This window comes from Desulfoglaeba alkanexedens ALDC, assembly GCF_005377625.1.
GTDB classification, from domain to species: domain Bacteria; phylum Desulfobacterota; class Syntrophobacteria; order Syntrophobacterales; family DSM-9756; genus Desulfoglaeba; species Desulfoglaeba alkanexedens.
Genome location: NZ_CP040098.1, coordinates 1,004,010 through 1,025,570, shown reverse-complemented (window position 1 = coordinate 1,025,570; position 21,561 = coordinate 1,004,010). Strand labels below are relative to the sequence as shown.

At 58.7% G+C, this 21,561-nt stretch carries 19 protein-coding genes and 2 tRNA genes; 7 read left to right on the top strand and 14 right to left on the bottom strand.

Annotated elements, in window-relative coordinates; translation table 11 throughout:
- Positions 1-341: 341 nt before the first annotated feature.
- Positions 342-692: a cupin domain-containing protein gene (locus FDQ92_RS04865; protein ID WP_137423533.1), complete on the bottom strand. Its 351-nt coding sequence runs from the start codon at positions 690-692 to the stop codon at positions 342-344.
- A 314-nt stretch (positions 693-1,006) separates the two neighbouring features.
- On the opposite strand from FDQ92_RS04865, the gene FDQ92_RS04860 reads away from it, so the two are divergent.
- The 4 genes from FDQ92_RS04860 to FDQ92_RS04845 all read left to right on the top strand — a co-directional run bounded on the left by FDQ92_RS04860 (position 1,007) and on the right by FDQ92_RS04845 (position 5,542).
- Complete coding sequence (locus FDQ92_RS04860; protein WP_137423532.1) at positions 1,007-1,858, top strand: sugar phosphate isomerase/epimerase family protein; 852 nt, start codon at positions 1,007-1,009, stop codon at positions 1,856-1,858.
- 3 nt (positions 1,859-1,861) lie between these two features.
- Positions 1,862-2,170, top strand: a complete 309-nt coding sequence (locus tag FDQ92_RS04855; RefSeq protein WP_137423531.1) for an MTH1187 family thiamine-binding protein — start codon at positions 1,862-1,864, stop codon at positions 2,168-2,170.
- A gap of 206 nt (positions 2,171-2,376) precedes the next feature.
- Positions 2,377-4,839, top strand: coding sequence for a Lon protease family protein (locus FDQ92_RS04850; RefSeq protein WP_137423530.1), 2,463 nt, complete (start codon positions 2,377-2,379; stop codon positions 4,837-4,839).
- Positions 4,840-5,053: 214 nt separating this feature from the next.
- Positions 5,054-5,542, top strand: a complete 489-nt coding sequence (locus FDQ92_RS04845; RefSeq protein ID WP_137423529.1) for a hypothetical protein — start codon at positions 5,054-5,056, stop codon at positions 5,540-5,542.
- Here FDQ92_RS04845 and FDQ92_RS16415 read toward each other — a convergent pair.
- The 12 genes from FDQ92_RS16415 to FDQ92_RS04785 all read right to left on the bottom strand — a co-directional run bounded on the left by FDQ92_RS16415 (position 5,433) and on the right by FDQ92_RS04785 (position 14,289).
- Entirely contained in the window at positions 5,433-5,708 is a 276-nt protein-coding gene (locus FDQ92_RS16415) for an ATP-binding protein (protein WP_211341418.1), read from the bottom strand. The two genes, FDQ92_RS04845 and FDQ92_RS16415, sit on opposite strands and share 110 nt — an antisense overlap.
- A gap of 155 nt (positions 5,709-5,863) precedes the next feature.
- Positions 5,864-6,100: a DUF2283 domain-containing protein gene (locus tag FDQ92_RS04835; protein ID WP_137423528.1), complete on the bottom strand. Its 237-nt coding sequence runs from the start codon at positions 6,098-6,100 to the stop codon at positions 5,864-5,866.
- Between the two features lie 15 nt (positions 6,101-6,115).
- On the bottom strand, positions 6,116-6,346 hold the full coding sequence (locus FDQ92_RS16140; protein WP_137423527.1) for a hypothetical protein: 231 nt from the start codon (positions 6,344-6,346) through the stop codon (positions 6,116-6,118).
- A gap of 261 nt (positions 6,347-6,607) precedes the next feature.
- Positions 6,608-8,281: a bifunctional aminoglycoside phosphotransferase/ATP-binding protein gene (locus FDQ92_RS04825; protein ID WP_137423526.1), complete on the bottom strand. Its 1,674-nt coding sequence runs from the start codon at positions 8,279-8,281 to the stop codon at positions 6,608-6,610.
- Positions 8,282-8,325: 44 nt separating this feature from the next.
- Positions 8,326-9,108 carry a GTP cyclohydrolase FolE2 gene (folE2, locus tag FDQ92_RS04820; RefSeq protein ID WP_137423525.1) on the bottom strand — a complete coding sequence of 261 codons (783 nt, stop codon included), beginning with the start codon at positions 9,106-9,108 and terminating at the stop codon, positions 8,326-8,328.
- A 7-nt stretch (positions 9,109-9,115) separates the two neighbouring features.
- Positions 9,116-9,898 carry an ATP-binding protein gene (locus FDQ92_RS04815; protein ID WP_137423524.1) on the bottom strand — a complete coding sequence of 261 codons (783 nt, stop codon included), beginning with the start codon at positions 9,896-9,898 and terminating at the stop codon, positions 9,116-9,118.
- Positions 9,899-10,037: 139 nt separating this feature from the next.
- The gene (locus FDQ92_RS15170) at positions 10,038-10,283 is read right to left on the bottom strand and encodes a succinate dehydrogenase assembly factor 2 (protein ID WP_170180195.1); all 246 of its coding nucleotides are present in this window, start codon (positions 10,281-10,283) and stop codon (positions 10,038-10,040) included.
- Positions 10,280-11,194 carry an esterase/lipase family protein gene (locus FDQ92_RS04805; RefSeq protein ID WP_137423522.1) on the bottom strand — a complete coding sequence of 305 codons (915 nt, stop codon included), beginning with the start codon at positions 11,192-11,194 and terminating at the stop codon, positions 10,280-10,282. Before FDQ92_RS04805 ends, FDQ92_RS15170 begins: the two co-directional genes overlap by 4 nt.
- Positions 11,191-11,883: an HAD family hydrolase gene (locus FDQ92_RS04800; RefSeq protein ID WP_137423521.1), complete on the bottom strand. Its 693-nt coding sequence runs from the start codon at positions 11,881-11,883 to the stop codon at positions 11,191-11,193. The genes FDQ92_RS04805 and FDQ92_RS04800 overlap by 4 nt, the downstream gene beginning before the upstream one ends.
- Positions 11,884-11,890: 7 nt before the next feature.
- Positions 11,891-13,399, bottom strand: a complete 1,509-nt coding sequence (locus tag FDQ92_RS04795) for a thymidylate synthase (RefSeq protein ID WP_246041832.1) — start codon at positions 13,397-13,399, stop codon at positions 11,891-11,893.
- A gap of 46 nt (positions 13,400-13,445) precedes the next feature.
- On the bottom strand, positions 13,446-14,060 hold the full coding sequence (locus tag FDQ92_RS04790) for a deoxycytidylate deaminase (protein WP_137423520.1): 615 nt from the start codon (positions 14,058-14,060) through the stop codon (positions 13,446-13,448).
- A gap of 152 nt (positions 14,061-14,212) precedes the next feature.
- Positions 14,213-14,289 (bottom strand) — tRNA-His (locus tag FDQ92_RS04785).
- 489 nt (positions 14,290-14,778) lie between these two features.
- Between FDQ92_RS04785 and FDQ92_RS04780 the strand changes: the two genes are divergently transcribed.
- Complete coding sequence (locus tag FDQ92_RS04780; RefSeq protein WP_170180194.1) at positions 14,779-15,024, top strand: PGPGW domain-containing protein; 246 nt, start codon at positions 14,779-14,781, stop codon at positions 15,022-15,024.
- Between the two features lie 383 nt (positions 15,025-15,407).
- Positions 15,408-15,484 (top strand) — tRNA-Met (locus FDQ92_RS04775).
- A gap of 924 nt (positions 15,485-16,408) precedes the next feature.
- Here the strand turns inward: FDQ92_RS04775 and FDQ92_RS04770 are convergent.
- Positions 16,409-18,325, bottom strand: a complete 1,917-nt coding sequence (locus tag FDQ92_RS04770) for a methyl-accepting chemotaxis protein (RefSeq protein WP_137423518.1) — start codon at positions 18,323-18,325, stop codon at positions 16,409-16,411.
- A gap of 275 nt (positions 18,326-18,600) precedes the next feature.
- Here FDQ92_RS04770 and FDQ92_RS04765 point away from each other — a divergent pair, with 275 nt between their 5' ends.
- Positions 18,601-21,531: a Cache 3/Cache 2 fusion domain-containing protein gene (locus FDQ92_RS04765; RefSeq protein ID WP_170180193.1), complete on the top strand. Its 2,931-nt coding sequence runs from the start codon at positions 18,601-18,603 to the stop codon at positions 21,529-21,531.
- Positions 21,532-21,561: the final 30 nt, after the last annotated feature.

Here is a 21,561-nt window from a genome sequence, read left to right as displayed (position 1 = left end):
CCGTTCCGCAGGTTCCACGGTCGCCGCTCGGCTCCAGCATTCGGCCCCGGGCGTTCGCGAAGCCTGAACCATGTCATCGACAGGCCGGCGCCACACGGAGGTTTCCCCGGATGGCGTTGAAGGCGCTGTGAAACCCGATAATCGTCCTGCCGGAATTCCCAAACAAAGCCTTAAAGGCGTCCGCCTTTCGTTTGAGTCCTGTGCGTGGCTTTCGATTCGAAAAATCCGGAGATGGTCGAAGTCTTTCAGGCGGGCGCGAGTGTAGCAGGTTTTTCCGGCAGACCAAAGTTTAAAATGATCAAACTTATGACGGCGCGGGCGTCCCGCCTCGAGGATCTGTGTCAGAGTTCGGGGGGGCCCGCCGGGATGAGGCAGATGAAGACCAGGGGGGCGTCCCCGGTGTTTCGGATCTGATGTTCTTCGTTGGCGGGAATGAACACGGCGGTTCCCGGTTGCACAGGGACCCACTGGCCGTTTCTCAAAACGGCGCCGCTTCCAGCGTGGATAAAAATCTCGTGTTCCCAGTCGTGCTGGTGTTTGGGGGTGTGGCCGTCGGGGTCCAGTTCGAACAGTCTCATGCAGAACTTGTCGGCGCCGTCGGCTTTGCCGATGAGCACGCGGCCGGTCACTCCCTTGGCGGGGGCGTTTTCGAAGCGGGTGGCGGGTGCGTCGGCGGCTGTGGCGATTTTCATCGGGGATTCCTCCTTACCCGGCACAGGAACGAAACCCTGTTCTTCAACAGCGCGAAAACCTCGGGCGGGTCCTTTCAAGCGTTCTTTTTATACGAAGATCGGGCGGGATTTGCAAGTTCAGGAGTTCGCCTTCTGCGGCGCAAACGAGGCCTTTTGTGATGGATTCCGAGGCGGTTTTTCATTAAGATTGAATTCAACCGCAAAGGCAGCACGTATCGACCGTGGTACCCAGGCAACCGGCGAGGGTTTGAGAGCCCTCTTGAAAAGGGGTTGCCATGGTCTTCCGCCGACTCTATTGACGCTGCGATTCCCCGATGATCGACTACATAACGCCCGAGGCCGTGCGACTTCTCGAACACGTCCATGTGAACCTGCCATGGGAGATGTTTGATCGATTTAGGGACCTGGTGGTGGAACGCCGGATCCATGTGGAAATCGGGTTCAGCGCGGTGGATTTGGACGGAGTGTCCCGAAGGCGGTTGGAAGAAGCTTCGGCGCTCCTTGCCAACGCGGGTTGCCGAATCACGCTGCATGCTCCTTTCTGGGAGCTTTGCCCGGGGAGCTCGGACCCGCTGATCCGGCAGGTGACGCTTTTGCGGCTCCATCAATTCCTGGACGTTGCGGCGGTTTTGCAGCCCGCGCAGGTGGTGTGCCACACGGGCTACGATCCACGCCATCATGAGGGCATGAAGGCCCGGTGGATCGAAAGGAGCCTTCCGGTCTGGGAAGCCCTGGCGGATCGTGCGGGGCGGATCGGGGTCCGGATTCTCTTGGAAAACGTCTGGGAGCCCGAGCCTTCGCTCCACCGGGAACTCTTGTCCAGACTGCCGTCGGAGTACCTGGGATTCTGCCTGGACGTGGGCCACCAGCACTGTTTTTCAGAGGCGCCTCTTGATGTGTGGCTCGAGGCGCTTTCGAGCCGTCTCGGCGAACTTCATTTGCACGACAACGACGGCCGGCGGGACGATCATCTTCCCGTCGGTCGGGGTACCGTGGATTTCGGAACGCTTTTCAAGTTCCTGTCGGAACGACGGATAACGCCACTTCTGACCTTGGAACCGCACCGGGAAGACCACTTGTGGGAAAGCCTCGAGGGGTTGAGCCGGGTGATCGGCGAAGGCTTTGGAGGTGCTGAACGGGCAGGGACTGGTGGATTCAGGAGGTGAGCGATGGCGGTGGTGGAAGTGAGCGTCGTTCCCGTGGGAACCGGCGCTCCGGGGCTCAGCCGTTACGTGGCCCGGGCGGTGAAGATCCTGCAAGCGTCCGGGCTGGATTACGAATTGACAGCCATGGGCAGCATCATCTATGGAGAACTCGATGCGATCCTGGCGGTGGTCCGCCGCATGCACGAGAGCTGCTTTGAATCCGGTGTCGAGCGGGTGCTCACGCAGCTCAAAATCGATGACCGGCGTGACCGGCCGGCCAAGCCCGGCGACAAGGTGCGGTCGGTGCTGGAACAACTGGAAGGGATGCAATGAGCGGGACGAAGGGCCAGGCTCGAAGTCCTTGGCTGACGGCGCTTTTCTGCCGCGGGCAGTGCCGGGAAACCGTAGCGCCCCTTGAAAAGCGACGCACCTGTTCTTAACAATAGATTTTAACGCCCGGCATAGCACACCGACCGCCGATTCCGCGCGGTTCAGGCTGAAAAAGGAAAAACGCTCCAACCTTGAATGAAGGAGAGTCAATGCCTGGAAAATTTCCGGAAATACCCGCACAGGAACTGCGAGCTTTTGTGGATCCCGCCACTCTGCCCTTCGAAACCACCGCTTCCATCGAACCCCTGGAGGGAGGCGTGGTCGGCCAGGAACGCGGAATCGACGCGATCAAGTTCGGGATGGGAATGAAGGAAAGCGGCTACAACATCTTCGTCGCGGGTCCGCCGAAAACCGGGCTCACCTACATCGCCAGGACGTTTCTGGAAGAGCAGGCAAAGAAGGAACCCACCCCGCCGGACTGGTGCTACGTTTTCAATTTCAAAGAACCCGACCAGCCCAAGAGTCTGAAACTCACCGCCGGTCGAGGCAAGGAATTGAAGCGGGACATGGAGGAATTCATCCAGACCCTCCAGAGCAAGATTCCCGAGGTGTTCGACAGCGACGATTACCGGGCCAAGGAAGCGGAAGTCCACCAAGCCTTCGAGAAACGGCGACGGGAAATCATCGAGGAACTCAGCCAGACGGCCCGGGAAGATGGGTTCGTGCTGCAGTTTTCTCAGGTGGGTATGGTCATCATCCCCGCCAACAAAGAAGGCCAGCCCATGAGCCAGGAGGATCTGAGCCAGCTCGAAGACGAAGAACGGAAGGCGCTCCGTGAAAAGAGCGACGAAGTCCAGTCGAAGATGAAGGACGCCATCAAGCGAATCCGCGAAGCCGAAGCGGAATTCAAGGAGAAGCACGCCAAGCTCGACGGCGAAATAGCGCTTTTCGTCGTCGGCCAGCTCATGGAACATTACCTCGAAAAATACGGAGATGAAGAGCAGGTTCAGCAGCACCTGAAGGCCGTACAGGAAGACATCCTGGAAAACATCGATGATTTCAAGAAAAAGCCCGAAGGTCAGCAGCAGGCCGGTCCGTTTCCCATGCCGCCCAGGGAAGCGGCCTTCAAGAAATACGATGTGAATGTCCTCATCGACAATTCCGAGACCAAGGGAGCGCCGGTGGTGATTGAATCCAACCCGGCCTACCCCAATCTTTTCGGTACCATCGAGCGGCAGGCCTGGCTCGGAGCGCTGTTCACCGATTTCAGCATGATCAAGCCCGGAGCTCTTCACAAGGCCAACGGGGGCTACCTGGTCATGAAGGCACTGGATCTCCTGAAATGGTACCTCTCGTGGGAAGCGCTCAAGCGAGCGCTTCGAGACGGTGTGATCCGCATCGAAGACCTGGGCGAACTCTACGGGATTTTCAGCACGCGGACCATCCGACCGGAACCCATCCCTCTGGATGTGAAAATCATCCTCACGGGAGATCCGTACCTCTATCACCTGCTCTACATCTACGACGACCGCTTCCAGAAGCTGTTCAAGGTGAAGGCCCATCTGGACGATCGCATGGACCGTAAGGATGAAACCGTTATCGAGTGCGCCAAGATGCTCGGGCGGTTCTGCTCTCAGAACAACCTCCGACACCTTGACCGGGAAGGGGTGGCCCGGGTGCTGGAATACAGCATGGAAATGACCGAGGATCGGGACAAGTTGAGCCTGGAACTGGGTGATATCAGCGACCTGGTCCGGGAAGCCAACTATTTCGCGGGACTCGAAAACGCCGCATTCGTCGGCCTCAGGCACGTGGAGCAGGCCATAGAGAAGCGGATCTACCGCTCCAACCTCATCGAAGAACGGATGAGGGAGTTGGTCAATAAGGACATTTTCTGGGTCGAAACCACCGGCGAAAAGGTCGGACAGGTCAACGGCCTTTCGGTGCTCATGACCGGGGACCACGAGTTCGGCAAGCCCAACCGGATCACCGCCACCGTCTCCGTGGGGCGCGAAGGGGTGGTCGCCATCGAACGGGAGTCCAAGCTGAGTGGGAATATCCACACCAAGGGCGTCATGATCCTGAGCAGCTTCGTGAAGGAGCGTTTCGCCCACAACAAGCCCATTTCCCTGACGGCATCACTCTGCTTCGAACAGAGCTACGGCATGGTGGATGGGGACAGCGCTTCGAGCACCGAGCTCTACGCGCTCCTGAGCGCGGTTTCCGGGGTTCCCATCCGCCAGGGAATCGCTGTTACAGGATCCGTCAGCCAGAAAGGGGAAATCCAGCCTGTGGGCGGTGTCACCCGGAAAATCGAGGCCTTCTTCCACGTGTGCCGGCACAAGGGGTTGACCGGGGACCAGGGTGTCATCATCCCGGCCAAGAACGTGCGCAACCTGATGCTCAAGAAGGAAGTGATCGACGCCGTCGAGGAAGGGAAATTCCACATTTGGCCGGTATCCACGATAGAAGAAGGCATCGAACTCCTGACCGGCATGCCCGCGGGCGAACTTCAGCCCGACGGTACCTACCCGGAAGGGACCCTCTTCCGCAAGGCGGATGAACGGCTTCGGCAGATCGCTGAAATCGTAAAAGAATTCGGAAAGAGCGACGAAGGCGCGGCGAAAAAAGGAAACGACGAGGGCGGCGGGTGTCCGAGTTGCGGCCGCTAGCGGGCGGCGTACATCCCGGGGTCGAGCTGCGGTGGTGGCGGACAGGGCGGGGCGTCCCCGCCCTTTTTTTCGAGAGGCCCAGAAGCCGGGTTGGGGGCGGTAGAACGGCCGGTGTGATTTCCGATCCGCGGAGGCGGTGCGGCGGCGGGCCGCCTCCGAGCATCGGCGGGGCTTGTCGCTGGTTGAAGATACCTGCGTTCGAAGGAGGGGGATCATGATTAGAGACGGTTGCATGGGACCTGGAGAACTGGAAGGCTTTTCCCGGGGCGAAAGGGAGCGAGCCGCTCGGGCCGGAGAAATCTACTCCAGACTTTGTGAGGAAGCGGGCATCGGATCCTTGTGTTTCGAGAATTTCGAAGCGTGGAAGGCCTTCGTCGAAGGTGAGATCGGGGAGTCTCAGCTGAATGAAGAAGCTCGAAAGGAAGTGGAAGAGTTCTCTCGAAGTTTCGGCAAGTACCTGATGGTGGACAGCAGGGAGGGCCGGCGGCAGGAGCGGGAAGAAGAGGAGAAAAGAGAGCGGGCCCGAAGAGCGAACAAGATCTACCGGAAGGTCTGTTCCGAATGCGGTATGGAAGTGTGTTTCTTCCAGGATTTCAGCAGTTGGAGCGACTACGTGGAAGGCCGGATAAGCGATGAAGCGTTCGAACAACGGGCCAGGGCCGAAATCGAAAAGATAAGGACCCGGTCGCAATCCCCCCGTTGATTTCCTCGAACAACAGGTACCGGCCGACGTGTTTGTAGTGCAACCGAAAAGGGACATGGGGCCAATCGGCAGACCCAAGGTTCGTGGTGATGATCATGGACCCCTTTTCGTAGCGTTCCGCGAAGACCTGGAACAACAACTCCGAACCTTCCTTGGAAGACGGAATGTAACTTCAGAAATCCAAAAAAAGATATTTGCATACACAAAGACGCTGCCAACTTTCACCGGGGTCGTCCAACTATAGGATAAGATCGTGGTTCGCTTAGCTCTCACGATCTATCCTTATTTGTCAGGCGGCTGTTCGAGAGTGTATCTAATGCCTCATGCCGGCACAGGAGCCCTCTCCGTCAGGATCAGGTTAACAACGGGAACCGCTCTCAATTCCAATCTTGACAGATCAATGATTTTGCTGGCATCTTCTATCTCAACCCCAATGACACGGTTGTGCTCGTCGAAGTCCAGCACAACTCCCGACGCAATCTCTTCAGATTCAGTGCTTACCCCTTCAACCAGTTTGATATACAACATATCTGTTTCGGGATAGTATTCCAAAATCATCTCCCCATCTCCTCCTCAAGGTTTGAAACGACGGTCGAAGAAAGCGTTATGCACGGTCTCTCCATCCGATTGCATAACGACTCGCAAGTACTTGTTTATGTCAGCAAGGTACCCCCAATAACGAATGCGCCCGTTAGGCTGCACCTCAGTGCGGATAGGATTGTTAAGAACATGCTCAATCCATTCCATTTTGAGATAGGGGCGACGAGCTATGACACTTGCTATGAAGTAAGCTGTTGTTTTCATTCGTTATTGCCAGCTATATTGAATTCCTGAATCCGTCACAAGCGATGAGCTATGGGCGCATGAAAAACTTCGAAAAAGGGCTGAGAGCCGAAATGGAAGCCATGCTCGATCAGGCGCTTCAATGGTAAGCGTTTAGTGAACCCCATCTTTTTTGGACACCTACTGTAGGAAACTGACTGTCCAGGGTGCGGGTGGGTTTCCGCCACCGTGAGTCCATCCGTTTCCGCGTTTGGATGTTTTTAACCTGCCGTCGGGCCGGGTTCAGGATGAAGCGGGGCTGTTCGGCGAGAGGTCTTCCATGCGGGATCGGACCTGGAGGCAACGGGACCGGTAGGAACGGGCGAGCAGGTCGGTGAATGCGGCTTCGAAATCGCCTTCCGTGAAAAACTCCAGGTGCAGCATCTCGGGGACTTCCGTGAGCGCCTCGAAGTGCTGCTTGAACGCGTCGAAGTGTTGCACTCGCGCATCCGAGAGTCCCGGGCGGATTTCCCGCTCTCGCAGTCTTTCTTTAAGCGTTTCGTCGGAAGCGCGGCATTCCACGAAGATGCAGTTGGCGTCCAAGTCTGCGGCCAGTCGTAGGGCTTCGTCACGCCACTTCCTGGAAGCGAAGGTGGCGTCCAGCACCACCGGTCGCCCTTGGCGAAGGCGGTCTTGAGCCCGGTTGAGCAGTTCTCCGTAGACGAGCCGGCGGAACTCCGGCCGGTATTTCCCTTCCTCGAATCGTAAGACGCCCGGTTGGGAGGGGCTGCCTTCGGGGATCGCCAGCTCTGTTCGCACCTGGTCGGAGCGAAGGATGTCGGCTTCCAGGTATTCGGCGAGACGGCGGGCCAGGGTCGATTTTCCGCTGGCCGGCAGGCCGCAGGCGACCCACAGGGTGGGCCGACTGAACTGCACGGCATACGTGCACGCCTGGGTCAAAAATCCCCGCACTTGGTCCTCGAGGGACTTCCGCCGGCCACCGTTTTTCCCCCCGAGTTCCGGGTCTTCCAGTTCCTCCCATTCCAGGCAGGCCACCTTGAGCCGCACCATGGCGCGGTAGCAGGCGTAGAAATCGATCAACCGGTAGACGTCGGGATCATCCGCTGCCACGGCGTAGGCATGGAGTGCTTCCAGGCCGTGTTCCAGTGCTCCCAGATGATCCAGATCCATGAGCAGAAAGGCGAGGTCGGAGGCGGCGTCGCCGTAGCGGAACCGTTCGTTGAATTCAATGCAGTCGATGATTTGAAGGCCTCTGAAGAAATAGACATGATCGCTTCGAAGATCGCCGTGGCCGTCCCGGATCCGTTCGGAGGCGATCCTCCTTTCGAAGAGTTCCTTATGATGTTTCACGAAGGAACGGCTGACGGAGCGGATCAGTTCCCACGATTCCCTTTCCAGGATGAGCCCGGCGAACGGTTCGGTCTGGCGGAAGTTTTCTTCCATGTTGAAGGTCACTGTGTCCAGGCCGCCGAACCGGTCGATTTGGGGTCCATGGGGGGCGCTTCGGTAGAAATCGGCGAGCTTTTGTCCCAGGCGTTGCATGGTGCTGCGGCTGGCCCGGTTTTCAAGGATCTGGGCTTTCAGGCCGGCGTTTTCGGGGAGCTGCACCATCTTCACCGCGTATTCCACCGTTTCTCCGGGACCGTCCAAGGTGGTGCGCCCGGTTTCCTCGTCCCGGCAGATTCGGGCTACGCCCTCGTACACGCCGCGACTCAGCCGCTGATTCAGGCGGACTTCCTCTTCGCAGAAGTGCCGCCGGGATTCCAAGGTGGAAAAGTCGAGAAAACCGAAGTCAACGGGTTTCTTGATCTTGTAAACCCAGGATCCGGTGAGAAAAACCGCGGAAATGTGCGTGTCGATCCTCCGGATGGCGCCCACCGGGTGAGGGTACGTCTCGGGGTCCTGCAATGCTCGGCAGACGTCTTCGAAGGTCGCGGTCTTGGCCGATGCCGTCATGATAGAGGGCTCCAGGCGTTCACGTGTGCCGTTGGATCCCGCCGCTACGGGTTCGCTTTACTCCGTTCGATGAACGCGTAGGCGCTGTGGTTGTGGATCGATTCGAAGTTTTCCACGTCGACCTGGAACCACAGGATGTTGGGGTCCGGTTTGAGTTGAGCCGCGATGTCGCGCACCACGTCTTCCACGAATTTGGGGTTTTCGTAGCCGCGCTCGGTGACGTACTTTTCGTCGGGGCGCTTGAGCAGCGAATACACCTCGCAGGACGCCGCTTCTTCCACCACCCGGATCAGGTCCTCAATCCAGACGAACTTCTTGTATCGAACCGCCAGTCGCGCCATGCCTCGCTGATTGTGCGCCCCGTAGTTGCTGATTTCCCGGGAACACGGGCAGACCGTGGTGATGGGGACGTTCACTTCCACGATCAGGTCATATCCCTTGCGATGGTCCATGGACCCGATCACGCGGCAGCCGTATTCCATCAGCCCGGTGGTCTCGGTCACGGGCGACTTCTTTTCAATGAAGTAAGGAAAAGCGATCTCCAGGTGAGCCGATTGCGCTTCGAGCCGCTTCTGCATGGCTCCGAGGATCTTCGAGAATTCCCGAATATCCAGGTGGCCGTAGAATTCGTTCAAAATTTCGATGAAGCGGCTCATGTGGGTGCCCTTAAACTTCCGGGGCAGATTCACATACATGTTGATCGTCGCAACCGTGTGCTGGAAATCATTCTCACGATCCATCACCGTCAGTGGGTATCGAATGTTTTTGACACCCACCTTGTCGATGTTGATGTTGCGGTGGTCCTCCTGGTTCTGCACATCGATCATGGAGGTTCTATTCCTGGGCGGTGTGCATGCTGGAAAGCTTCCGGGCGATGGCTTCCAGGCTGTCTCGGGTTTCAGAGGAAACGTTGGACGCGAACGCACCATTGAGGTCCGCTTCGATGATTTGCTCGTCGAAAGGGAGAAACCCGAGAAATTGAAATTCCGGGAGCAGATTTTCCAGGAATTCACGGTCCTTCCCGTTTCGAATCTTGTTGCCGACGACAAAGAGCTTCGAAAGACCGATATCGGAGGCCAATCGGCGGATTCTCAGGGCCGTTTCCACGCTTCTTCGGCCCGGTTCCACGACCGTGATCAGGGCGCTTACCGCCCGGGCCGTCCCCCGCCCCAGGTGTTCGACGCCCGCTTCCATGTCCATCACCACCACTTCGTCGCGGCGCAGGATCAAGTGGTGAACCAGGTTCTTAAGGAGCACGCTTTCCGGGCACACGCAGCCCGTGCCGCCCTTTTTCACTCCTCCCATGATCATCAGCCGGATGCGATCGCCGCAGGGAACCGCAACTTTTTCAGGGAGATCGTCCACCTTGGGATTCATCTTGAAAAAACCGCCGAAACTTCCGGGAACCGACTCGGTCCGCTCGGCGATGAGATCCTTCATGGCCGTGATAGGGGGAATCTCGGAAGCGCCGACGACGCCCAGGGCGTTGCCCAAGTTGGCATCCGGGTCCGCATCGATGGCGAGCACGCTCTTACCCTGGTCCGCGAACCACCTCACGAGAAAAGCGGATAGGGTCGTCTTGCCGACCCCGCCTTTGCCGCTGATTGCGATTTTCAACTTTCGTTCCTCCTTTTACATGAAGCGGGGCGCCGCTCCGCAAATCTCGTTCCCAACCCCCGCGGATTCCTTCACCGCCGGCCGCAGCCGGCAATAAAATCATCATAGTGGAGGTTCACGGCCAAAATCAACGTTATATCTAACGCATCCGTTCCAACAGGTCCCGGCGGTAGCCGTCCGGGAGCGGTTTCTGGCCGAGGAGTATGGCCAGGAGGTCCAGATCGTCCAGGCTGAGGATCCGTTCCAGATCGGGCAGGTCTTCGTCCGGGAGCGTGGCTCCATGTCGGGCCCAAAACCGCTCCAGGATCACCTCCAGTTCCCGGGTCGCCCGGCGGGCGGTGAGATACCGGAGCTTCCTTCGGTATCGATCTCCCAAGGCGCTCACGGAAGGACCTCCTCGCTTCGCATTTCCGACTCCGAGCGGCCGGAAGCTTGCCTCTTTCCCTCTCCGGCGGCGGAATTCTCCTTCAGGAACGCCACTACCCGCCTCAGAATCGACGGGTGGTATATGAGGCAGAGGTGGCCCACGGGTGCGGTCATTTCCGCAGGCCAGGAACTTCCTTCGGGAACGCCGGCCGAGTTGGGAAGAACCATGTCGTCCACCGGCGAATAGAGCGCAAGGCGGGGAAGTTCCTGCGGGAAAGGCAGGGTCTTAATCTTTTCGATCAGCGGGCATCGATAACCCAGGGAACGGGCGGAGCGGCCCACGGCGAAAACCGCCAACTTGGTTCCCTGATGAGGGGTCCCCAGCGTGACGACAGCTCCCGCGACGGCGGCGACCGTTGGGTCCGAAAGCGCAGCCCGTATGAGGAGGCCGCCCATGCTGTGCCCTACGAGCAGGATCTTTTCCCCTGGAAAGGCGCGGGCCAGCTCGCGGATTTCCTCCACGAGGCGGCCCGCCAGTTCGTCAAAAGAAGGGCGAAAACTGGGGTAATGCCATGCGCGGATCCGGGTGAAGCCGGCACGTTCCAGGAAAATGCGGAGAAGAAACCAGGCGCTTGAATTGTGATAGACGCCGTGCACCAGCAGAACGGGCGGCGCCGGGCGGTCATCGCCCCGCAACGGCGCTTTTCGCCTGTTCGCGAAAACTCCCATGGGGAACGTGGCAATTACCAGGAAAAGCGAAAACAGCGACGTGAGGTATCCTCGGAAGACCCACGCCTTGACGCGCCCCCGGGAAACTTCGCGAAGGATCGCCAAATGCGGTCCGTTCGCTGTTTCATACCAGAAGAAGGCGCAGGTGACGGCGGGCACGGCGAGGAAAATCAGGGCGACCAAAGTCAGTATGGCAATCATGAATCCAACCTCTCCATGAAGAAACGATCCGCGGCTTCCAGGTCTTCCACGACGCCGTCCGGAAGGGGCTTTTCCGCGTTCAGAAGTTCCACCAAGAGCGACCGTTCCCTTTCGGGCCGGCAGAGAATCCAGAGGGTTTTAAAGCCGACGCGACGCGCCGGCTCCATATCCAGTTCGTAGCTGTCGCCCACCATCCAGCAGTTCTGCGGCGGCTCGCCCGCTTTGCGGGCCGCTTCGCGATAGATGTCCAGCGACGGCTTCTTATGCTGCAGGCGATAGCTGAGGACGGTAAAATCGAGCTGCGAAGATATTTCCGGGAAGTTTTTCTGAAATCCGTTGAAGAACGGGTGCCAGATGTTAGATATCACCCCCAGGCGAATTCCGGCGCCCTTAAGTCGACGAAACAGGCGATGGGCGCCTGGAATGCAGCGCACACAGAGGGTCTGGTCTTCCCAAAGCCGCGTTATTTCCTGTTCGATCCGGTGCGGGTCCCGTTGGGGGAAGTGAGCGGCCACGGCCGTGGCAAGGGTCGACGGATCTTCCGCCGGATGCGTCATGATGAGCTTTCCCAGCCGGTGGGTTTCTTTTTCGGTGAGGGCCAGTCGAGATCCAAGGAGCCTTCGGGGCGACTGATGGGCGCCGGTGACCAGGGTGTGTCCAATATCGAAAAAGATGACGCGCGGTTTCACCGGGGTGCTACTCCTGGACAAAAGGCTTGCCTTCCCGCAGGCACGCTTCCGCGCGAGCGAGTTGCCGGCCCAGGTAAAGGGCGTGGTTGATGTCGGAGACCGCGCAGTCCCTGGCGATTTCGTGCTGTAGCCGGCTGGACTTGGGATGGCGGTAGGTGTGGAGCGTGAAGTCTCCCTGACGATGTTCGACCACGATGGCCTCTTCGTCCACGGTGATCCTGAAATAGCCCATGGGGTCTTCCCGATACCGGAAGGATCGTTCGGCGGCGATGAACGCGGCCCGATCCATCTGGGTTGTATCCACGGATATGGACTGGCTGACAACGGTGACGGCGCCCGGATCCATGCCGCAAGCCGACGCCACGTGGCGCTGAATGGCCAGCAGTCCGTAAAAATTCACGAGCCAGGCGTCCAGGGCATTATGCGTGCGAAAGACGGCGGTCAGGGTAAGCCGTTCCTGAAAGCGGCGGAAAAAGAGGCTCACCAGGCAGGGATGGCCTTGGGCGGCCTGCAAGTCCCGGCGGGGGTCCCACAGCACCACGTAGGCCTTTCGGTCTTCCGGGTCTTCCCGGAGCCGTCGGGCGGCTTCTTCAAGTCCGTCCACGCCGAAATAGGTTCGGAGCCGGTGGCCGTAGCTGTAAGTCTCGTCTTCGGAACAGGTGCCCTCCAGGATGGCCTCCTGGTAACGGCGCAGGTGGACCGGATCATATCCCCAACGCACCAGGTCTTCTTCCGGAATTTCGCGGGGTTCTTCGACGATCACCTTGACGTTCTGCAACTCGCGGCGTTCGCCCTTGGCCAGTCGAACGGGGACGCCGAAACGGTGCAGTGTGAAAATCAGGTCTTTCCAGGCGGTGAGCGGATCGCCGGCGCGGATCGTGTGTTCCCGGGGATTGCAGGGAAACGACGTGATCCGCACACGGGGCAGAGGGACGACGATCCGTTCCGGAGTCGGCGGCGGACTGGGGCGATAGCCGGCCACGAAGGACCGGAGTTCGTCCCGGACGTCCGGATCCTGGAGCGGCCAGAAGGAAACAATGGTCGGGGGACGGCGAAACAGGGCCGGGGTGACCAAGTCGTCAAGGATTCTCGATGTGCCCCGGATGCGGACGCACGAGGGCGTGCCGAATCCTTCCACCGGTTCATAGCGGGCGTGCGGATTGTCGTAGGGTTCCACGCCTCGTTCGAAAAAAGCGGTGAGTTCCTCCAGCGATCCGGAACGGTCGCGACCGCAGACGATCAAGGTGTCGATCTGGGGGTTGTGAAGGAGGTTGCGGAGCATTTCCCGGAGGCCGTTTCCGTAAAGGGTGCCCGCAGCGGCGACGGGGCTGGTTTTCGAACTCAAGTCGATGCCGGCGTCTCTGACGACTCTTAACACGTGGTCCACCCTGGACCAAAGGGTTACGATACCCATGGTTCCTGCGGGATTGATCACCTCCAGTCGATCGCCGAAGTGAAGTGGGCTGAAGGTGATGGGGCTTTGATTCGCGTTTTCCCTGGAAGGGTGAGGCTTCATCGAAAACGATTTTCCCGCTTCCGGCGGTACTCCCTGAGGCGTTGCATCACTCGGGCGCTCGATTCGAAGGCGGCCTGGGCCCGGGTTCCACGAAATCGGTGGCGTCCAACCGCCTCTTGGAGGTGACGCCCCGAATTCCAGCCAGGATGTAATCGTAGGTTTCGGACGAGATGATCAGCTGCTCAAAGGTCTCGATCCCTGCTTCCTGCACTGCACGGCTCCAGAAGGCGTCCCGTTCCGGGGTTGAAGAATCGTACGGATGTTCGTAGTAGATGGCCCGGATGCGTGCCGTGGCGATGAGTTTGAGGCACGTGTAGCACGGCGCCAGGGTCGCGTAAAGGGTGCCTCCTTCGATGGAGATCCCGTAGCGGGCGGCCTGGGCAATGGCGTTCGCTTCGGCGTGAGAGGCCCGGCAGAAGTTGTACTTGTCGATATCGGGGACCCCAAGGGCCCTCCGGTAACAATAGGGTTTTCCGTCTATTTCCGGGCCGTCGATGCAATGAGGCGCCCCCGGCATGGCGCCGTTGTAGCCGGTGGAGAGGATGTGGTTGTCCTTGACGATGACCGCTCCGGTCGGGCGCGAGTTGCAGGTCGAACGACTGCTCACGATCTTGGCGATCAACATGAAGTATTCATGCCAACTGGGGCGGTTGCGGGGCATGCTGGTTTGGCTCCTGCCTGAAGGAACACCCACGCGGCCGGGACTGGAAAAGCACCCTCAAACTTATCCAATCGCCGTCGGTCTTGTCAATCCAGCGGGCTTCCGAAAAAGCAATAAAAAAGCCGCCCTCGGAGAAGGCGGCGGTATCGGCATGGGGTGAGTGATCGGACTCGAACCGACAACCTCTGGGGCCACAACCCAGTGCTCTGACCTGTTGAGCTACACCCACCGTCGAAATCCATGGCATGTTGCCCTGAGAGCAGTGTCTACTAACACGATTGGCTTCCACCAGCAAGCAAAAAACGCCGCTTAGTACAGTTCCACAGAAAAGAGTGTTTATTACCCCTTGTTCCCAAGCTCCAGCTTGGGAACACAACTGTGGAGAAGCTCCAGCTTCGATTCCCGATCGCGGCGAGGGCGCCGCTTCTACAATGACTCATGCCCTGTAGGAGCCGGCTTGCCGGCGATCCGCATCGCGGCCAAGGCCGCTTTTAGAGGAACAAGGAACCTCATCAGGGCCGGACGTTCATGAGGTTGTTTTTGGACAAGCCCTTAAAGAGCCTCGAAGTACGCCAGGGCTCTCATCGACAACCAAGACGAAGGCACAAACTGGACGCCGAAGATGACCGAAAAAAGGGAATGCCTCCTGAACCAAAGGCGGTAGAATAGCTCCCGCGGTCGCTTCATCAAAAACGGAAAACCTCGAGGAGCTCTGATATTGAGCTGGTCTGCCATTCGAATCGCCCTGGGAAGCTTCCTACTCGCGCTCGGTGTCTTGGGTCTGGTGCTCCCGATCCTCCAAGGCTGGCTGTTACTCGCCCTGGGAGCCCTGGTCCTCTCACGGGACGTTCCGGCCTTTCGACGCCTGGTCCATTGGATCACCAAGCGTTTTCCGCTGGTCGGAGAAGCGCTGGAGCGGATCAAGACGCGCTGGCAGGCTCTCGTTGAAAGGGGAAGGCGCTGAGACGCCGCTGCGACGGCGGTGATGCCGGAAGGACGCGATGAAGGAAGTCCGAAACCTTGTGACTGAGTAGAGGGAGCTAAACCCAGCCTAGCCACAATCGCAATACGGGTGCTGACGGATGAGTTCACGGCCTTGGATTATGTGCTGATTCGCCGGTAGGCAAAGACCTTAATCCGTGAGATTTAGAACGCTACCAAGGAATTTCTGGCCGAAAACCCCGCGACCCGGAAGCTCTTCGAAATCATGTCGATTCCCCTGGAAGACATCCAATGACCCGTCCGCAGAGGTGACCGATTGGAGGGGCGAGGACGATCCCTCTCCCGCGCAGCCTCAATCGTCCACTTGACTTTCGCCGTCCAGTCCGCTAGAAAGGAAACACCTGACGCGGGGTGGAGCAGTTCGGTAGCTCGTCGGGCTCATAACCCGAAGGTCGGAGGTTCAAATCCTCCCCCCGCTACCAAGCAAATCAAGGACTTGGCTCACACGGCCAAGTCCTTTTTTATTTGCGGACAGGCGGCGAGTGGTCCTTTACCACATCGTTCCATGCGCCTACCAGGATCTGAGTTTGCACGTAAAATGAGAAAGTCCGGTAGGCAAGATGAGAGGCTTTTGCCGGCAAGGTAGCAATTCCTGGAGCGGATCATCTTCGGGAATTGCTGGGTACAAATGTAAATGGCATGGCCACGTGCTTAGTACAGGTCCACAGAATAAACCTTTTGGTAGCGTAGAAAATAATAAACCTATATTTGATGCCAAATTCTATTTCCCCTCCCCTTGTGGGAGGGGATTAAGGGGAGGGGAATGTAACTGGTTGACATACGTTAACTTTCTCACCCTCACCCCAACCCTCTCCCATCAAGGGAGAGGGGGCATTTTCCCCTCCCCTTGTGGGAGGGGATTAAGGGGAGGGGAATGTAACTGGTTGACATACGTTAACTTTCTCACCCTCACCCCAACCCACTCCCATCAAGGGAGAGGGGGATTTTTTCCACCTTGTTCCCAAGCTCCAGCTTGGGAACACAAGTGTGCAGAAGCTCCAGCTTCGATATTCACCGCATCGGGATCAGCTAGATCTATCGAAGACCATGCAATCGTTCAAATCCTTTACAGCGAGGCGAAACTGGAGCTTCCCGGGCAGGGCGTTCCCAAGCTGGAGCTTGGGAACGAGGGGGAAACCCCTTTCGGAGCCCGAAATGATCCCCCGGGTTCGCGAAAATCAAATCCTTCAAGACCCGGTTTTCAAGGCTCTACAGCGGCTCCGAGAATTGCTGATTCGATGTTGAACGTTCAATGTTCGATGTTCGACGTTCATCTTTAAAAACAACCCAATGACAAAAATAGAACCCGTGAATGTTTAGAAAATAACTTGGTTCTTACGGAGGGGTCAATTGAGCCGTGTGGAGGAGTAGGTGCTTGGGGGAAGCGCCGGGCGTGCTTGAGGCGCTTCGGTGAGTTTTTCCACTGCGGTATCTGCGACCGTTTTGGGGCCGTTGGGCGTCGAGGTGCTTTGGGGTTTCTTTTCCGCCCGTGAACCGTTTCCCGTGATGCCCACCGTTTCGGCGAGGCGTGAGGCGATATGTTCCAATTCCCTCGAACGGTTCCGGATGCCTTCGGAGGCCGAAGCCGCTTGCTCGCTGCAGGCGGTTCCCTTTACCGCTGCTTCGCGGATTTCCTGCAGAGCCTCGTTGATGCGGCTTACTTCATGGGTTTGCTCTCGATTAGCCGTGGCGATGCTTTCAATCAGCTCCATGGAACGCGTGACGGCTTCAACGATTTGCTTGAAGGAACGCTCCACTTCCGCGACGGTCCGAGCGTCTTCGTGGATCTGGTGGAGCATGCTTTGAATGCGTTGGGTCGTGTCCTGGGCCGCCTCCGACGATTGGTTCGCCAGCCGGCGGACGGCTTCGGCGATGACGGAAAAGCCGGCACCGGCGTTTCCGGCTCGGGCCGCTTCCACCGACGCGTTGATGGCGAGGAGATTGGTTTGGAAGGCGATTTCGTCGATGGTGGTGACCACTTTCGACGATGCTTCGCCGGAGCGCTGGGTTGCCGCCATGGACGATCCCAAGCGGTCGACTTCCTGGGCGGCTCGGTCGAGAAGGGTTCGGGTTTGACGTATTCGATCCAAGGCCTCCCCGGTGCGTTGGGCGTTCGCTTGAGCGACGGTGCTGATTTCTTCGGCGGATGCGGCCGTCTCCTCGATGGCCGCCGCCTGGCTCGAGGCTTCTTTGGAAGCCAAGCAGCTCACTTCGAAGATGTTTTGAGCGTCTTGCGAAAAGGCTGCCGCAGAGGTTCGGACCGAAGCGGTCAGGTCACCCAGGGTGCGAGAAACGCGCCCGGACCATAGCATTACGACGATCAAGGCCGATCCCAGAAAAGCGGCGCCGCCCCAGAGCACCAGCCGGCGGATTCGCGTGACCGGTGCCGCCAGTTCCCGGACGGTCTGGGTGGCCACCACCGCCCAGGAAGCGGCAGGGACCGGTGAAAAGGCGCACCAGTTTTCTTCTCCCTCGAAAACATACCGTTGCGTTCCGGCTCGGCCCGCCGCAAGAGCGGTCGCTACCGACTCCATGCCTTCGATTTCATGGATGTTCAGCTTCAAGATGAAATCTTGGCGGGGATGCGCGATCACTTTTCCGGTGGCGTCGGTCAGGAAGACATAGCCGGTTTGGCCCCAGCGGCTCTGCGTCACCATGTCCATGAAAGGTGAAAGATTCAGGATCAGCCCAAGCGCCCCCAGGACCGTTTCCCCGTCGGCTCGAATGGGCGCCAGGATGCGGACCGCGGGAAGGCCCGAACCGGCCGATGCAAAGACCGGAGAAACCGTTTCCTTTCCTGTGTTCATCACATCCTGAAAAAAGGGGTCTTGCGAGAGATCTTCACCCCGGTAGGGGTCAGGGTCCCCCGTGCGCAACGCTCCGGCGAAGGCGATGCCCTTGGCGTCGACTAAAAAAAGGCCCTCGTAGTTGTCTCCGAGCCGCTCCAGCGCGGACCCCAACTGGAAGCGCAGTTTTTCCAGCATCTGGTCGTCAAGTGACATGCCCGCGTAGAATTGAAAGCCCATGCCGGAAAAGTTCGCGTAGCCGGCCGCGAGGGCGTTGGCGAGCCGAGCTTGTTCGGCGAGCACCAGGTCCACCGACCGGGCGAGACCGGAGGCGGTGGCGGTCTTTTGCTCGGTCAGCATCCGGTACAAAATTCCTTCAAAATGAGGCACCAGCAGGAAAACCACGAAAATCATCGGGACAAGGATCGTGAAGACCGGTCCCAGAAGCAACTTTACTTTGAAAGACAAGCGCCGCACGTCGTCCTCCTGGAACTCATGAGCTGAAATGGTCCAACATGCCGTTTATGCTGCGATTGCCATTCTAACCGGGACGGAATGCAGGATTGTTACGCAAAAGTGTCATTTGGGTCACATGCCTATCGTCACCCGCCGCCCACGGGAGGCTGCAACTCGCGATCAAGTTTACTTCCGGAAATGCCGACAATGAGGATGAATTGAGCTTCCTCGGGTCCGTCCGAGCCGAGCAGCCGATGTTTTCTGTTGAGTCGTTATTTCTGGAAGGAGAAAGTTTCATGCGATTGACCTTCAAAGCCAAGCTCGTTGTGCTCTGTGTCGCGCTCGTCGCGATCCCGCTCATCGCCAGTACGGCCATCAATACGGCTCTGTCCACGTCGCAATCCAAGCACTTGTCGGATTTTCTTTCGACCTCCCTGAAAGAATCCAGCTTGAATTTCCTTGCCGCTTTAGTGGAGGCCGATCACGTTTTTGTCAATGACATCGTGACGAGAACGGAGGAAGACGCCCTCCGCCTTGCCGCCTCAGCGAATCTCAAAGAATACATCCACGCTTTATCCGGTACCGACGAGAATCTGAACGCCATCTTCAGAGACCAGGTTATGGCGGAGATGGAGGGTTTGGTTCAGAACCTCAGAACGCAGCACGCCTACGTGCTCAAACAGCTGAACATGGCCCTGAATCTGGCTCGAACCAGCGTTGGGCGGTCCGACCTTTCCACCATCACCCACACGTGGCACGCGGTCAACCAGTTCACGCAGGAGTCCCGTTCCGTTGAACTCCCGCTGCTGCAGCTCGGCGCGCAAATCTTGTATCCGACAGAGGCCTTCGATCAACAGGTGCCGGTGGTCGATGATGTCAAGAAGATCACCGGCAGCACATGCACCATTTTTCAGAAGATGAACCCACAGGGAGACATGCTTCGGGTGGCCACGAACGTGGAAAATTCAGCGGGTGCCCGAGCCGTCGGTACCTACATCCCCGCCGTCAACCCGGACGGGAGCCCCAACCCGATAGTAGCGACCGTCCTTCAAGGGAAGACCTTCCAGGGACGTGCCTTCGTGGTGGACGATTGGTATCAGACGATCTATGAACCCCTTCGCAACGCCTCCGACGAGATCATCGGCATGCTCTATGTTGGCGACCGGATAAAGGATCTCGCGGGTATTCAAAGCGAACTTTTGAAACGGCGTCTCGGGCGGGAAGGCCATTTCTTTGTGATGGATTCCAGCGGGAGCGTCGTGATCCACCCGGAATCCTCCCTGATAGGCCGAAACGCGGTGGAAAGCTTCCCCGATTCGCCCATGGGAAAGGTCTTGACGCTGATCCGCGAAGAAAGCACAGGGCTCCTCGAACACCAGGACGAAAAGGGGCGGAAGGGTTTTCTCGCCTACCATTACTTCAAGGAATGGGATTGGGTCGTGTGCGCCGCCGGCCGCTGGGATGACATGGCGGTCGGCGTTCGGGAAAACGCCTTTCGGGCGTTTCGTGAGGAGATGGAGGCCCTTTGGAATGTGGCCACCGTTCAGACCGCCGACGGCGAGCGTCCGATGTATACTCAGGTGCGGTTTCTCGATGCAACCGGTTCCGAGATCTTGAAAATGGTAGAAGGTCGGTTCAGCGACGACCTGGGATCACGGGCCGAAGAGGCCTGGTTCCTTTCCGCGGTAAAAGCCGAGAGCGTGGTCAATTCGGGTGTGGAAATCGCCCGCAATACGGGCAAGCCGGAAATGCGGGCGGTCGTTCCCGTGAGGGAGTACGGCACGTTCCAAGGGGCCGTCGTCATCAACCTGGACTGGTCCGTGGTTTGGCAGATCATGAAGGCCGAGAAGCACGGCCAATCCGGCTACTCATGGGTGTGCAACGACCGCGGTGTTCTCATCTCACATCCCAAGTACTCCCTGTCGGACGGCGTGAATGTGAGCGAATCCAGCTACGGTGATCTGGCCCGGCTGGTCAAGGACGGCCTGTCCGGAAATGCCGGAACTGGCGGTTATTTTTTCGAAGGCGAGGACAAGTTCATGGCCTACAAGCCTTTGAAAGTCGGCACCGGTCATTACCTCGTGACGACCAGCATGGCCCAGGACGAACTGCTGGCCATGGTCCGCCAGGTGACGGAACGGCTGAACCGGGATCGGTTGAAATCCATGCAATGGGCCGCGGCCGTGGTGCTTTCCATGGTGGGGGTGGGCATCGTGGCGGCGTTTCTCTTCGGTCGAGGGATCGCCAATTCCATTTCCAGGGCGGTGGAAGGCCTTACGGAAGGTGCCGACCAGGTGGCGGCGGCATCCGGTCAGGTGTCCGCATCCAGCCAGCAATTGTCGGAAGGCGCCTCCCAGCAGGCGGCGTCCTTGGAAGAGAGTTCGTCGGCCATCGAGGAGATGGCGTCCATGACGCGCCAGAACGCGGACAACGCCAAGGAGGCGGCTCAGATCGCCACCCAGTCCGGGCAGAAATTCACGAACGCCAGCACCGCGCTGCAGTCGCTCACCCAGTCCATGGACGAGATTTCCAAGGCCAGCGAAGAGACGCAGAAGATCATCAAGACCATCGACGAGATCGCCTTCCAGACCAACCTGTTGTCACTCAATGCTGCGGTGGAAGCGGCCCGGGCCGGGGAGGCGGGAGCGGGTTTCGCGGTGGTGGCCGACGAAGTGCGGAACCTAGCGCTTCGATCCGCCGAAGCGGCACGGAACACCGCCGTCATCATCGACGGCACGGTGAAGCGGATCCGCGAAGGATCGACGCTTGTCAGCAACGTGAACGGGTCCTTCAAGGAAGTAAAGACCGATTCCGAAAAGATGGCCGAGCTGATCGCGGAGATAGCGGCGGCATCCCAGGAACAGGCGGAGGGGATCGAACAGATCAACCGAGCCATTTTGGAAATGGACCAGGTGGTGCAGCAGAACGCCGCCAATGCTGAAGAAACGGCGGCCGCATCAGAAGAATTGACCGCCCAGGCCAACCAGCTCAGGGAATACGTGAGCCTTCTGGTCCAAATCGTGGGGCAGGGCACGCGAAAGTCGGAAAGAGCGGCCAAGGAGCCGGAGCGGGGCGGAAGCGGCATGAAAACCCCGGCGGCCGAGGTCCCGCTTCGGGCTGGCGGAGGTGGCAAGGGAGACGGCCGAGACAGACCGGCTCGACGGAAGACCGGTTCGTCCAAGGCGGAGGAGGTCATCCCCTTCGAAGAAGACTTTTCGGATTTCTGAGGTCCGCAAGCGGCGGGAGCTCGGTTCCGC